The sequence below is a fragment of the Bacillus sp. FSL K6-0069 genome (assembly GCF_038007785.1).
Lineage (GTDB): Bacteria > Bacillota > Bacilli > Bacillales > Bacillaceae_G > Bacillus_A > Bacillus_A mobilis.
In genome coordinates, this window is the sequence record NZ_JBBOXN010000001.1 from 3260177 (window position 1) to 3275626 (window position 15450).

General features: G+C 33.6%; 12 protein-coding genes and 1 pseudogene. 5 read left to right on the forward strand and 8 right to left on the reverse strand.

Going from position 1 to position 15450, the window contains the following annotated elements; genetic code table 11:
- Positions 1 to 239: 239 nt before the first annotated feature.
- Positions 240 to 383: pseudogene (locus tag MHB74_RS16770) on the forward strand (exosporium leader peptide); the annotation flags it as partial.
- A 94-nt stretch (positions 384 to 477) separates the two neighbouring features.
- Here the strand turns inward: MHB74_RS16770 and amyS are convergent.
- Positions 478 to 2019, reverse strand: a complete 1542-nt coding sequence (amyS, locus tag MHB74_RS16775) for an alpha-amylase (RefSeq protein WP_061677688.1) — start codon at positions 2017 to 2019, stop codon at positions 478 to 480.
- 216 nt (positions 2020 to 2235) lie between these two features.
- Between amyS and MHB74_RS16780 the strand changes: the two genes are divergently transcribed.
- Together MHB74_RS16780 and pepF are read left to right on the forward strand one after the other, a co-directional pair.
- Positions 2236 to 3027: an arylamine N-acetyltransferase family protein gene (locus MHB74_RS16780; protein ID WP_061677689.1), complete on the forward strand. Its 792-nt coding sequence runs from the start codon at positions 2236 to 2238 to the stop codon at positions 3025 to 3027.
- Positions 3028 to 3143: 116 nt separating this feature from the next.
- Positions 3144 to 4931, forward strand: coding sequence for an oligoendopeptidase F (gene pepF, locus MHB74_RS16785; RefSeq protein WP_061677690.1), 1788 nt, complete (start codon positions 3144 to 3146; stop codon positions 4929 to 4931).
- Between the two features lie 48 nt (positions 4932 to 4979).
- On the opposite strand, the gene MHB74_RS16790 is transcribed toward pepF, so the two are convergent.
- The 6 genes from MHB74_RS16790 to MHB74_RS16815 all read right to left on the reverse strand — a co-directional run bounded on the left by MHB74_RS16790 (position 4980) and on the right by MHB74_RS16815 (position 12688).
- Positions 4980 to 6026, reverse strand: coding sequence for an agmatine deiminase family protein (locus MHB74_RS16790; protein WP_061677691.1), 1047 nt, complete (start codon positions 6024 to 6026; stop codon positions 4980 to 4982).
- A gap of 106 nt (positions 6027 to 6132) precedes the next feature.
- The gene (locus MHB74_RS16795) at positions 6133 to 7875 is read right to left on the reverse strand and encodes an amidohydrolase (RefSeq protein WP_061677692.1); all 1743 of its coding nucleotides are present in this window, start codon (positions 7873 to 7875) and stop codon (positions 6133 to 6135) included.
- A gap of 81 nt (positions 7876 to 7956) precedes the next feature.
- Positions 7957 to 8778 carry a MerR family transcriptional regulator gene (locus tag MHB74_RS16800; protein WP_061677693.1) on the reverse strand — a complete coding sequence of 274 codons (822 nt, stop codon included), beginning with the start codon at positions 8776 to 8778 and terminating at the stop codon, positions 7957 to 7959.
- Between the two features lie 38 nt (positions 8779 to 8816).
- Complete coding sequence (locus MHB74_RS16805) at positions 8817 to 9794, reverse strand: agmatine deiminase family protein (RefSeq protein ID WP_061677725.1); 978 nt, start codon at positions 9792 to 9794, stop codon at positions 8817 to 8819.
- Between the two features lie 379 nt (positions 9795 to 10173).
- Positions 10174 to 11331 (reverse strand): agmatine deiminase family protein, encoded by a 1158-nt coding sequence (locus tag MHB74_RS16810; RefSeq protein WP_061677694.1) that lies wholly within the window; start codon positions 11329 to 11331, stop codon positions 10174 to 10176.
- Positions 11332 to 11557: 226 nt separating this feature from the next.
- On the reverse strand, positions 11558 to 12688 hold the full coding sequence (locus tag MHB74_RS16815; protein ID WP_061677695.1) for a serine hydrolase domain-containing protein: 1131 nt from the start codon (positions 12686 to 12688) through the stop codon (positions 11558 to 11560).
- A gap of 261 nt (positions 12689 to 12949) precedes the next feature.
- On the opposite strand from MHB74_RS16815, the gene MHB74_RS16820 reads away from it, so the two are divergent.
- The gene (locus tag MHB74_RS16820; protein ID WP_061677696.1) at positions 12950 to 13180 is read left to right on the forward strand and encodes a hypothetical protein; all 231 of its coding nucleotides are present in this window, start codon (positions 12950 to 12952) and stop codon (positions 13178 to 13180) included.
- Positions 13181 to 13290: 110 nt separating this feature from the next.
- Here the strand turns inward: MHB74_RS16820 and MHB74_RS16825 are convergent, their stop codons facing one another.
- Positions 13291 to 14481: an MFS transporter gene (locus MHB74_RS16825; protein ID WP_141658053.1), complete on the reverse strand. Its 1191-nt coding sequence runs from the start codon at positions 14479 to 14481 to the stop codon at positions 13291 to 13293.
- 125 nt (positions 14482 to 14606) lie between these two features.
- Between MHB74_RS16825 and MHB74_RS16830 the strand changes: the two genes are divergently transcribed.
- Positions 14607 to 15449, forward strand: coding sequence for a LysR family transcriptional regulator (locus tag MHB74_RS16830; RefSeq protein WP_061677698.1), 843 nt, complete (start codon positions 14607 to 14609; stop codon positions 15447 to 15449).
- The last annotated feature ends 1 nt before the right edge of the window (position 15450 follow it).

Below are 15450 nucleotides of genomic sequence, written 5' to 3' on the forward strand. Positions count from 1 at the left end.
GTTCGGTAGTACATTATAATTTTTAAAGCCTTGCTATTTCAGGCGAGGCTTTTTAATTTTCATCAGTTTTTTTGTAATTTGTTGTATTTCATAGTTATATAGGAATATAACTACATGTTTGGAAAGGAAATGATTATGACTGGACTTAAAAATTGACTACAAGTAGATGATAAAGAGAAATGGGATTTAACGGATATTTACCATACAATTGAAGTATTAACGAAAGAATTACACGAGTTGGTAGTTCTGGGGTAAGAGCTACATCCACTAGAACTGATTTATTACCTTTAACCCAAGGAGACGTTCTTCGAGTCCGAATAAGAGAAGCCACAGGTGATATTATTTATTCCAACGCATCTCTCGTTGTTTTAAAAGTCGACTAATTCATTTATGAAAATAAAAATTTAGGGATGATAAAAATATAAAAAGAAGAGGATGACTTATATTTCAGTCTTCCTCTTCTTTTTTATCACCAATTCACTGCTGAACATATATGGAAACTGATCCTCCACTTACATGGAACTGCCCCCATCCGTCCTTATTAATTGTTACATTATTTGTTTGATTACCCGTCATATCGTACCATACTTCCCCTGCGTTATTCTTTCCAACTTCCATCCACTTTGATCCTCCTGGTCCATCTGAGATTAATGTTGCTAGACCAGAATCCGCATGTACACCATCACCTTCTCTTGTCCATCCAATTACATCTGGATGGTCTAAATAATCACGCTGCGTACCATATGCAAAGTTTTTTCGTGCCGTCAAAATTGGATCAATTTTATCTTTTAACGCTGGAATTTCATAGCTACTATTTCCGTTTGTCCCATAGTAATCACCATAGAAAACTGAAGGATAGCCCTCTGCACGAGTTAAAATAAATGCATATGCCAACGGTTTAAACCACGGACTTACTACAGATTCCAATGACTGTCCAGGCTGAGAATCATGATTCTCAACGAGAGTAACTGCAAGTGCAGGGTGATTTTGCATGACTGTTCCATTTAAAATATTTCTCATATCATAATTCCCATTTCCTTTTGAAGCATAATGAAAATTGTAATGCAGTGGTGCATCAAATACAGATTGATTATAATTGACCTTCGCTAAATAATTATTTAAAGTTTGAATATCATTTTGCCAATATTCAGCCACCGTAAACATTTCTTTCCCTGTTTGCTGTCTGACATGATTTACCCAATCGCGTAAATATTCATGATCAATATGTTTAACAGCATCTAAACGAAAGCCATCTAAATTTAATTCATTCGCATACCACGTCCCCCAATTTTTCATCTCATTCGCAACATCTGGATGATCAAAATCAAGATCTGCATACATTAAATAATCATAATTTCCATTCTCGCTAGACACTTCCCAGTCCCACGCTTTACCTATACCCCTAAATTTATAAATTCGATTTAATTTCCTTCCTTCATCCCAATCCGTTCCGTCAAAATGATACCATTTCCATTTGAAATTAGAATAAGTATCTCCGCGCCCAGGAAAGTTAAACCCCGTCCATGCATTAATTTCATAATCACCTGATACCTCAACATTTCGATTGTTACGGTCTACCTCAACAGCCGTTACATTTTCAGTATAATCTGCTCCACCTTTATGATTCATAACTACATCGCCGTATACATCGATGTTTTGCTTATGTAAAGCTTCGATTGCAGATTTCAATTGTGCTTTCGTCCCATATTTTGTTCGTACCGTTTCTTTTTGATTGAATTCCCCTAAGTCATATAAATCATATGCTCCATATCCTACGTCATTTTGCGTAGTTCCTTTATATGCAGGCGGTATCCAAACAGATGTAATTCCTTTCTGAGCTAAATTTCCAGCATCTGAACGCAAGCGGTTCCAATGATTCCCATCATTCGGAGCATACCACTCAAAATATTGCATTAACGTTCCATTGTTAACCGTATCTGCATACACTTTACTTCCCCCATGTATACTAGGTAAAAACAAAACAACCGATAAGCCGACTACTGTTATTTTTTTTAACATATTTACAACATCCCCTCCCAAGAAAACGTTTGCATAGTTTATCGAAATTATTATAATATTCGTTCTACAATTAGTAAAGTAGCAATCTCTCACTCTCCCACATTATTTTTTAGTCTAACTTCACATATTCACCAAATACTACACCATAGTTTTTATTTCACATCTTATTCAAGATTGTTTACAATTTATCTATAAAAGCATAACGGAGGGGTTTCTATGACGGACTTTCAAAAACAATTTTTTTCAAGATTACATATAGAAGAAAAACACAACGTTTCATTTGAAGATTTATCTAACATTATGTACGCGATGGCGCAAACTGTCCCTTTTGAAAACTTAAATATACTCGAAAACAACTTTACAGAAATATCAAAAGAAAATCTAAAAGAAAAAATTTTAGTAAACAACCGGGGCGGCCTTTGTTATGAACTCAATCCTACTATGTATTACTTCCTTAAAGACGTTGGATTTGATGTTCATCTCGTTTCAGGAACAGTGTACAATGCTGCAAATTCTATATGGGCTGTTGATTCTGGTCATATCGCAACTGTTTTAACACACCATAATGAACTTTATTTAATTGAAGTAGGATTCGGATCATACTTACCTCTTGCACCTGTCCCTTTCTCAGGTGAAGTCATTCACTCCGTCACAGGAGATTATCGTATTCGTAAAGAAATGACCGAAAAGGGAAACTATATTTTAGAGATGCGTAAAAACAATGAGTTTTTGGATCAATCTTCTGCTGATGATTGGACGTTAGGCTATGCATTTTATATAGAAGAAGTGAATGAAGAAAAAGCAAATGCAGCACAAAAAATTATCGTTGAACATGAGGGCTCACCATTTAACAAAGTACCTCTTATTGTAAAACTAACTGAAGACGGGCATACATCTTTAACAAAGGATAGTCTGACAATAGCGAAAAACGGTAAAAAAACGAAAGAAAACGTTACAGATGTACAATATAAAAATCTTTTACATTCAAAATTCGGAATTACATTATAATTTTTTAAGCCTTGCCATTTAGCAAGGCTTTTTAATTTTCAGCAGGGATTTTTTGCAATTTGTTGTATTTCATAGTTATATAGGAATATAACTACATATTTAGAAAGGAAATGATTATGACTGAACTTAAAGATCGACTACAAGTAGATGATAAAGAAAAATGGGATTTAACAGATATTTACCATACAATTGAAGATTGGGAAAGCGACTTCCATAAAATTGAAGTATTAACGAAAGAATTACACGAGTTTAATGGAAACATTCACGATGGCAATAGTTTATTAGCCTATTTAACAAAGAGTGAAGAAACTTCTAGCATAATATCTTTAATGTTCGCTTATGCACGATTACAATCTGATCTTGATACGCGTGATACTGACGCTCAATCTCTTGTCGATAAAGTATCACAATTACATGTGAAAGTAAGTGCGGCTAAATCTTTCTTTTCCCCATTCTTACTTAGCGTAGATGAAAACACATTACATTCTTACATAGAAGAAGCAGAAGGTTTACAATATTATAAAGAAGACTTATTTGAATTGTACCGTTATAAAAAACACGTCTTGAATAAGGACCAAGAAGAGATTTTATCACAAATGGGCGAAGCACTTTCCTCTCCTCAGCATACATACGGCATGTTAAATAATGCAGATATACTATTTGGTGAAGTGACTACTGATGAAGGAGAAAAAGTTACTCTAACACGCGGAATGTATGCAAAGTTAATAGAAGATGAAAATCGCGAGAAACGTAAAGAAGCCTATAAAGCTTATTACAAACCATACGTTCAATTAAAGAATTCTATCGCTTCTACTTTATCTGCTGCTATTAAAAATAATGTTACTGTTTCAAAGCTAAGAAAATATCCATCAGCTTTAGAAAAGTCATTATTTGGCGACATGGTTCCGAAAGAAGTTTATGAAAATTTAATTGAGACTACAAAAAAAAATATTCAATCACTACATACTTATAATGAACTTCGAAAAGAAAAATTAAATGTAGATGAACTACATCAATACGACTTGGGCGTTGATTTAGTAGCTGGTGTAAAACAAGACATTCCATATGACAAAGCATTTGACATGATGATCGAATCACTAGCTCCATTAGGTGAAGAATATATTGAAACATTAAAAAGCTTTAAAGATAAACGCTATATCGATGTAAGGGAAACACCAGGAAAACGTTCTGGTGCTTATAACTTTGGGATATACGGTGTTCATCCTTTCATTCTTTTAAATCATCACGATGATTTAAATAGCCTTTTCACTCTTACTCATGAATGTGGACACGGCATGCATACACATTACTCACACGGATACCAACCAAGAATTTCTGCACACTATACTATTTTTGTCGCAGAAGTCGCTTCCACAGTAAATGAAGTTCTATTAATTCATCATTTATTAAAAGAAGCAAAAGATGCTGCTGTACGTAATCATTTAGTAAACCATTTCATCGATAAATTTAAAGGTACTTTCTTTACACAAATCATGTTCGCTGAGTTTGAAAAAATCACACATACAATGGCTGAGCAAGGTAAACCATTAAATGCCCAAGTCTTTAGCGAAGTTTATGAAAACTTGTTTAGAGAGTATAATGGCGATTCTCTCGTATTTGACGAAGAAGTAAAATACGGATGGGCTAGAATACCGCATTTCTACCGTCCATTTTACGTATACAAATATGCAACTGGATTCGCTTCTGCAATCCAAATTGCAGATAAGTTATTGAGCGGCGATCAAAATGCTCAAAAACATTATATTGAATTCCTTAAAGGTGGAAGTTCAGACTATCCATTAAATCTACTGAAAAAAGCTGGTGTTGATTTAACTACGCCAGAACCGATTGAAAGCGCACTAAATCGTTTCAGCTCACTTGTTGAAGAGTTTTCAGCATTATAAAAAGCATGCAGAGTATATACTCTGCATGCTTTTTTCATTTCAGTTACTTTATGCTAAATGTTGCTGCGTGACACAGTGAATCATGCCACCATAGGCAAACAATTCATTTACATAAATACCAACAATCCTTCTTCCTGGAAACTGTCCTTCAATGATTTGAAGCCCTAATTTGTCATGCTCATCACCATATATAGGAACTAATACAACCTCATTTCCAATATAAAAGTTCAAATATGAGCCCTTACAGTCTGCTTCTTTCACCATCTTTCTCGTCACCGGTACTGGTATGAGTTGAAATGGTTTTCCATCTATATTTCTTGCTTGTCGCAATTCTTGATAATGCTTTTCGTACGCTTCCAAAAGGTAGGATTCACTTTCTCCGAAAGGATCATATTCATAAAGAATTGTATTTTCATTTACAAAACGTGCTGCCCCATCAATATGGTAATCTGTATCTTCATCATAATTATCCTCACCGCGAATGCCCGTTATCCATATAAAATTCGTTACCCCTAAATGCTTCGTTAACTCTATTTCAATCTCTTCCTGACTTAGTGTAGAATTTCGATTTTCATTTATAATAGAAGTTTTTGCCGCCATTAAGGTTCCATTTCCGTTTATCTCTATTCCTCCGCCCTCTAGACAGACACTAGAATTAACTTTTGGAATGCTATACGTTTCACTTATTTTTGTCGGAACAACAGCATCATTTTCATACGGATATTTCTCACCCCACCCATTAAAAATCCAGTGCGTTAAGCAGAGATTGCCTTCCTTATCTTTTACAAAAATCGGTCCATTATCTCTTATCCAAATATCATCCGTTTTTTCAATTAAAAAATCAATTTTATCCATGTCCACTTTCTCTTCCATTAACTTCGTTTGGACATGTACTTTTTCTTCCTCATCATATACAACAATATGCACATTTTCTCCGTAATGAAGCTCCTTTGCCATCGTTACCCAAATATCATCTAGCTTAGTTCTGTAACCTTCACCTCTATGAGCTTTATCATGAGGCCATTGGAGCCATGTCCCCTCATGCTTTTCCCACTCAGCTGGCATATAAAACAAACTATTTTCTATATTTCTCATACGTGTTCACCCCTTCTTCGAATGTAAGTTTAGTCTAAACTTTGACATCGTGTTAAGGTCAACAGAAATATATTCATGTACTTGTAACTACTTTTAAGGTGTCTCTTTATTTCTCCTTGTGATACACTACTTCTCCTTGTAAAACCGTCACTAAAACTTTCGCATCTGGAATCTTATCGACACTCATTTTAGTAATATCTTCATTTAGTAATATCATATCGGCTGATTTACCTACTTCAATTGAACCAGTAATATTATCAAGACCTAATGCTTTCGCGGGCTTAATCGTATAAGCATCAATAGCTGCATATATATCAGATAAGCCTTTCTCTTCAATACTTAGCGCATTCGAAATTGTCACAAGTGGATTTAGTTCATTTACGTCCCAATCACTACTAAGCGATACATTTGCTCCTGTTTTCCAAATGCGTCCTAACGGCATAATTCGTTTCATCTGTTGATCTGAAAAATACGTACTTGCCCAGCTTTGTTTAGGATCTTCTGCAAAATCATGACCTACTTGGAAATCAGCGCTAACACCTAACTTAACAAAACGATTTATATCACTATCTTCTACCATTTCAACATGCGTCAGCGTATAAGGCTGATTCGCCCCTTCTTTTTTCGCAGCTTCAATTGCATTTAAACTCTCTCTTACCCCGCCATCTCCAATCGTATGAATGAGTGCACCGTAACCAAGTTTATTGAGTTCCGTCAACCACCATTTCATTTTTTCTTCTGGAATATAGTTCAAACCGTACGGTGTTCCTTTAAACCACTCAAATTTATATTTTTCTAGTATTTTAGCAGTACTGTTAATGCTAATTCCATCACTATACATCTTCACTTGATTAATAAGCATTCGAGATGATACATCATCACGCTTAATTTTTTTGAAATACTCAATTTGTTCTGTTTCATTTAAGTTCGGATATACCCACGGACGCAGTACTACTCGTGACGTTAACTTTTTCTCATCGTTAACTTTATTCCAAACATCTAACCAGCCTCGTTTCCAGTAGAGACGTCCATCGCCGACTGTAGTAATACCATTCTTCGCAACCTCATCTAAACCGTCTAACAAACCTTCATAATTTTTTTCAAAGAGTTTAGGCTGAGAATTCCATGCTTTTTCCATTACGATATCCCCTGCTGTATCATACAGAAGCCCGAAAGGTTCTCCTGTTTCTGGATCCTGGATGATTCTTCCGCCTTGCGGATCTTTCGTCTCTTTATTTATTCCCGCTACTTCCAATGCTTTTGAGTTAACCCATACAGAATGAGAAGTTCTTTCCATAATTAATACAGGGTTATTAGGAAATAACTCATCAAGAACTTGTAATGGCGTTTGTTGTTCTGATTTTTCGTCCATATCTTTTAACAACTCTTCCAAACTAAATCCTGTTCCACTTACCCATTCGCCATCTTTCACATCTTTTTTACAAGCCTTTAAATACGAGCGTTGTTCTTGCAGCGAAGCATCTGGTGAGACACTACAATTCCCTGCTGCTGGTGATCTCGCCTCAAATATATGATTATGATTGTCCACAAAACCAGGGAGTATAAAACGTCCTTGTAAATCCACTACTTTTGTATCTTCATTTATAAATCCTTCTACATCTTTGTTTGAACCAACAAATGTAATTTTCCCTTCTTTAACGGCTATAGCCTCTACAATGTCTTGCTTTCCATTTGAAGTATAGATGGTACCATTTTTAAACACTACATTTTTAGGCAACTCCTTAGGTAGAACAAAACTACCATTCTCACCTTCTCCTCCTCCAGGAGTACATGCTGAAACCCATGTCATACTTAGAATAAGGCAAATAATCATGATTATTTTTTTCATATTCTTTCTCCTTTTTATTATGATGAATTACTTACATAAATAGAATAAGGATTGACATAATGTTAATGTCAATCCTTATCTTCAGTCTATTTTCATAACTACAAAACAAATTTGTGTCACATACTCCTCTACTAAACAATCACATTCAGGTCCTTTTACGTAAACCTCATATGGTGAATCCTCTATTACATAACCATTTCTTTCAATCCATTTTTCTAATGCTATATAAGCGTAACCTATATAGTCATAACTTCCATAATGCATAGTAGTAACGATTTGATGCGGATTTAGTTTTTTTATTTCATATTCTTGTACTACATCTGTATTGTTCCCATGCATTACCGGAATTCTTAATTCAATATCACTCTTATTTGGAATATACTCTTCATCATAAAAAACTGTAGAAGGCGAGCCGACTATTTGGAAGTTATTCTTGTGTACTATTTCATATAAGTCATAAAAATAATCATCCATATCATCTATATTTATTTGTAACCTTTGAGAAATTACTGTTATTTCATTTCTCATCCCAATTAATATATCGTAATTTCTATGGCAAGCAGTATTTAAAGCAGAATTCATATTTACCATTTCATTCATTTCTGAAATAACCTGTAAATTTTGTTTTACTTCATGAGATAACTCTATAATTTGTGCTTGCATATGTTTAATAAATGAATCTTGATCTGACGACTGAAGAATGATTTTAATTTTCGGTAGAGGGAACTTATACTCCCTTAACTTCTTTATTTTCAATGCTATTTCTAACTGCCCTTGCTCATAATATCTATACCCATTTTCCGGGTTCACATATGCTGGTTTTAATATATCCTCTTTGTCATAATGCCTTAGCATCCGTGTACTCATTTTACAAATCCGCGAAAACTCAGTAATTGTATACATATACTTACCCCTTGAATACATTTTCTTATACGCTTATTTTAAAGCCAATCAAAAATCTTCCTAACTGAAAATTCTTCATTCTGATTGTTCAATCTTTTCATTTTTGAAGGTAACAAATGCGAAGGACAATACCATGTTAAACAATTAATTGCGCCTCCCATTGTTGATATTTCTCCTACATGAATTTGAATAGCTTGTTTCTCAGTATGCTGTTGAATATATCGTAATACTTCCCTATCTTTAGCTAATCCAAACTTAGGAACATAAATCGTATCACATGTTTCTAACATATTTATATATAAACCTTTTGCCGACGCTATTTCTTGATCATATTGCCCTTTCTCTGTATATGACGATGGTACTACTATAAATTCAGCTTCTGGCATTTGCTCTTGAATAATCTCTTGAACATTATATCTAAATTCATGATCCCCTAAAAAATCACTAATAAACATCGTGTGTTCATCAATAAATTTAACCATTCCGTCTGCATGTGCAAGTACGTCCCCTTCTTCAGCAGGAATAATAATAACGCGGCTCACATCCAAATCCCATTCCAGTTGCTCTATAATTTCTTCTTCCGTCCAATCATAATTATCATCAAATATGCGTTCCGTTACTATAACAGTATCTTTTTTATTCCAAATAAGATTTCCACCGTCTAATATCAATGGAGATTTCACATATTCAAAGTCGTTCTTTTTCAACCATTTATTAAATTGTTGATCTAAATATCGCCATTGATCTTTCGGTAAGTAATTTGGTTGATATTTAAATTTAACTAAATGATTTGTGACGACTGGTGCAACATCTCTTAGCCAAATATCATCATACTCAAAAAAGCTTGTATGAAAATCTTGCTCTTCAACAGATAAAGAAACAAGTTGATCAGTAAATGATTTATTTTCATTTAAGTATTCATTAAAATAAATCAAATCCTCATAAAATGGACGATAATATTCATTTGATTTATCTGGTATTGCAGTAAAAATAATTCCATTTTGTTTTTGTTCCATATTATTTACCTCGCTTTTTAATAATGGTTGAATAACTAATTTCACTATGCCAACTATTTCTCTTTTCATAACAATTTTCGAAACGTGCACATTTCATGAATGGATTATAGCACGGAGAAATATTATATATTTATATAAAAAATATAAAGCTGTCATTAAGCCGTAAATTGACTCTTGACAGGGTTTTAAAATACAATAATAGAAATTTATATGAAAATATGAAATTGAATAATAGCATCATAAATCCTATCATTATGAAGCTAGTTAAGATTATTCCTTTCAATACCCTTACTCCTTTTCACAAAAAATAAAACATGACAAAATAGGTAAAAAATAACAATTCACTTATTTTGTCCGTATGTTGCTACATTTCAATCGATTACTTCAATTGAATCGGTTGTTGCTGTGTCACACAATGAATCATACCGCCATTTTTATAAAGCTCTCTCACATCAATACCAACTACTTTACGATCTGGGTATAACTTCTGAATCGTATCATTTGCAATTTTATCATTCGGATCATTATAATTAGGCACCAATACCACTGTATTCCCAATATAATAATTAATATACGATCCCTTATAATCGAGAGCTTTTCCATTTTCTAAAATAACTTTCTCTTTACTAAGAGGTAAATATTCATACTTATATTTCTTTCCTGACGCATTTTTTGCATCTAACAATGTGTCCATATCTTTGTTTGATAACCCCCACTCGGCTAGGTCATCTTCTTTCATCGTTACGATGGTGGATTTATTATGAAATTTAGCAAATCCATCGATATGGAAATCAGTAATATCTAAATTAGGTACTCCGTCTAACCAAATAAAGTTTGATACTCCTAGATCACTTATATATTTTTCAATTTCCTTTTCTGATAAATCCGGATTTCTATTTTTATTTGTTACTGCACTTCGAGTTAATAAAGCAGTCCCATTACTGTCTAATTCAATTGCGCCGCCTTCAAGGACAAAATTCCCCCAATCAATCCTTTCAATCCCTAATTGTTTACTAACATTTTCACGTACACGAGCATCATTTTTATAAGGAGTTTTCTTTCCCCAACCATTAAATGCCGGATCTAATATTTTGAGATTTTTATTATTGTCATAAACAAAAATCGGCCCACTATCTCTTGCCCATACATCATCAGTAGGAGCGATAAAGAAATCAATTTTATCCATATTCAGTCCTTTATCTATTAAAAGATTATTGATGCGCTCTTTCTCTTCCTCATCGTATGCAACAATATGGACTTTTTCACCCTCGGTTAAAGCACTTGCCATCTTAACCCAAATCGGTTCAACTTCCTGCTTATATTCTTGGCCATATGTGTATTCATGAGGCCATTGCAGCCATGTACCTTCATGCTTATCTTTTTCATCTGGCATCGTATATTTCCCAACTTTTTTCTGTACCTCTATTTTTGCATTCTCTTTCCCTTTTGCATTTTCATTACCACCTTCAAAAGAACAACCACTAATAATCGCCGTTGATAATGTAGCTATTAAGCAACACTTTACTACTTTTTTCATTTTTTCAACCTCCTGTTCTTATCTCCAATAATGTAAAGCTTCACATAGTGTGAAGCTCAAGCTTTTTCTCCAATGTAAAAATTACCAATTATTCTTTGCATTCCTATCATTTAACTACCTATATGTATTTATTCAACTATCTTCCTTACCTACTTGTTTAGCACGCTGAACTTTACGAAATAAAAAAATCGGTATTGATAATTACATATCAATACCGATTTTAAAATTATTCTTTTCCTTCTATTAAATCATTCGCCATTTTCCTAAACTCTTGGTTAAATGCATCATTCATACCATTTTGGACGTTAGAGAATAATATGACAAACGTTCTTTTATCCCAGTTAAAATTATTAAAAGTATTCCATCCTGATAATACGCCGTGGTTATGATAATAATCTGGATACGTATAGAAACTAAATCCATATTTTCTTGCAGGTGATGCAGTAAACATATCTAATACACTTTGTTTAGATAGCAGTTTTCCATCCATAATTGCCTCATCTAATCTTTTCATATCTTCAACAGTCGTATACATTTCACCACACCCATACAACCAGCTCATTTTTAAGCGGGGTGCAGCTATTAACTCATTATCTTTTCTCGTATAACCTTCTGCTAAAAAAATATCTTCAGGGAGAGTTGCACCCATTCCAGATTCATGCATTTCAGCAGGAGTAAAAATATTTTCTTTCACATATTCAGCAAGTGGTTTATTTGCTATTTTTTCTACAATATACGCAAGTACCATATAATTATAATCTGTATATCGCCATCCTGTCCCTGCAGGGAATTGTAATTTTTGCGCCCCAATCCACGTTACTAACTTTAGTCGTGACGCTGCATCAACCCTACCTTGTCCCTGATCTGGTAACCCTGACGTATGTGTTAACAAATTTCGCAACGTAATGTTTTTATCTGCCGGAAACGATGGAATATACTTATTTACATTATCTTCAATATTTAACTTCCCTTTTTCTTTTAGCTGCATAATAGATATTGCAACGACTGTTTTCGTAATAGAACCAATGCGATATTTCGTTCTTGGCGTTGTTACTACTTTATCTTCCACATTCGCATACCCATAACCTTTTCGTAAAATCACATGATCTTTACTAGCTACAAGAACACTCCCATTAAATCCTTTATCTTTTAAATATTGATCTAGCTTTCCAGCTGCAACTTCATAACGCTTTTTCTCATTTGCATCAACTTCCTGCATATCGCCCTTTTGCTTACTATTTACATTAGAAAATGCCTTTATATCATATTTCTTACCTTTATTTGCATGTATTAGTGCAACGACACTCCCACAAAAAATAGCAAAAATAAAGAAAACAATTAACCATTTCTTTAGCATAATAGGAACCCTCTTTTATCTAGTTTCACTTAACGCGCATCCATTCTATTCTATATCTATTAATTTTCAGATACTTTATATTATTATCTATCTATTATTCACCTTATTAAACTAGATTCCTTTTTCTCATATTCAGTTTTTGACTACTCTCTATTGTATTTCTTTCTTGCAAAATTTCCACCTTACAATCGGATACACCCTACTATAATTTCAATATCTTATGTAACATTTGTTACACATTATCAAAAAGGAGTTATAAACATGAAAAATACTGATAAACGCAATCGTTTAGATGATATGATGTTTCATTACAAGGTAACAAAAAACAACATAGTTTTAATTGAATATTACGGGAAACAAATTATGATATTAAAAGGAAATGCTGCTGAAAAATTTTTAAACAAAATAAATCTTGCACATAACGATACAGAAAGACAACTCATTATGGCTAAAGTAACAGGCAATTTCAAAAGAGGTAACGAACGTCAATGAAAACGAATCTCATTTATATTTTGATTATACAACATATAAAAAAAGAAATGTCGCTCATTCGGCATTTCTTTAGACTTTCTTCATAAAAAATTTACATTGCTAACTTTCTTTTATTTTTTATTTTTACTATATAAACTCACTACCGAGATACTTAATAATATCACTATACACAACCAAGCATACGTATACCCTTTCTCATCGACAATATAACCAAATAAAGCAGGTGCAACAATAATCGCTATTTGATTGAATGTAAGTGCCAAACTAACTGTTATTCCAACAGATTCTTCACTTGCCAATTCAGCAACTTCGACGATAAAAAGACTAAACCAACCAATTGAAAAGAAGCCTAACAATGCGCTTACACCATACAATACTCCACTCGTTACTGTATGTATGCTCATTACTAACAATAGAATCAAACCGATAGAAGCACAGACAGCTATAAATAAAGGCGTATGCCGATTCCCCTTATAAAACAAATCACTACTAGCTGCTAATACAACACGGCCAATCATTCCAGAAAAGAACATCACTGAAAATACTGTTCCAGCTACAATAGATGTAATGGATTCTTCCCTTACTAAAAATTTCATGAAGTGCCCAACTAATACCATTTGCAATGAAATCATGCAAATACCCGTTATATATATTGGATACAACTCTTTTTTACATATCACTACTTTTAGCTGCGTCCAAAAAGAAATTTTAATATGTTCTTTCCTTGCATCCTCTTGAACATGTGGCTCTTTATAAAACATAAAAAATAATATTCCTCCAATTATACAAATGCATGCCATACTATTTATCGCGTAAGTCACATTATAGTGTATTGTTAGAAACGGGATTAGCACTCCCGCTAATGCGCCACCAATCGGTATACCAGCTTGCCTTATTCCCATTGCTAATCCTCGATTTTCTTTTGGGAACCATTTTAAAATTACTTTACTTCCTCCTGGCTGGGACACACTATAAAACATTCCTACTAATAAAAGTACAAATAACAGACCATTAAATCCATTTACTATATTAGTTAGTAAAAACGAACCTCCTAGCAAAAATGAACTGATAGAAATTAATAATTTTTCATTATATTGATCCAGTAACCGACCGACAAAAAGCATGCAAAATAACGGTCCAATATTTACAACACTTACTAACAATCCACTCTCCGTATTCGTAAGCCCATATTCTTCTTTCCAAAATAAAGCGAAAGCTCCGACACCATATGTTATAAGTGTCGCTGTTGTTTGAGCAATCGTCGCAACAATTAACATAACCCACTTATAAGCACTATTCATCCTTTCTTCGATTAACAAAATAACCCCTCCCCTCTTCCATTGTATGAAAGTTTTGATATCATATAAAATAAAGATTCATCATATAATCCATCAAAAAAAATGATACCTTTTCGGAGGGATGATGCATGGACATAAAAGATTTAACTGTATTTTACGAAGTTGCAAAGGAAAGTAATATTTCTCACGCAGCGAAAAATTTGAACTACGTACAATCAGGCGTAACAATGCGTATGAAACAACTAGAAAATGAATTAGGTGTGCCTTTATTTTATCGTAATGGAAAAGGGGTAACTTTAACTTCTAACGGTGAAATTTTATTAACATACGCCAAACAAATTATCCACTTAATGGATCAATCTATAAAAGCGGTTCAAAGTAATGGAACTGATCCTAAAGGCACTTTGAAAATCGGGTGTACAGAATCTACAACAGCGGTAAGGCTTCCATCTATATTAACGGCCTATTATGAGAAATACCCCGAAGTCGAATTGATTTTAGAAACAAATACGACCGAACAACTAATTAGGCTAGTGCTAGAACGAAAACTAGACGGAGCATTTATAGCAGGATCTACTCAGCATACTGAACTTCATACAAATGTATTTCGTGAAGAAGAATTAGTTCTCATTAGTAAAAAACCTTTATCCGCCCTTACAGACATAGAAAATATGAATTTACTCGCTTTTAGTCACGGTTGCTATTATAGAAGTTTATTAGAAGACTTGCTTCAAGAAGAGGGCATCTCGCCTAAACGAGTATTAGAGTTCGGAACAATTGAAGCAATACTCGCCTGTGTAAAATCAAATATGGGTGTAGCGATTATGATGAAATCAATTTTAAAGGGGCATGAACATAACTTATCATTCAATCCTTTACCAAATAAATTCAAAAAAGTTCCTACTACTTTTATTATTAGGAAAGATATATATCACTCAGCTGCATTACAAAAATTTATGGAGATGGTTTAAC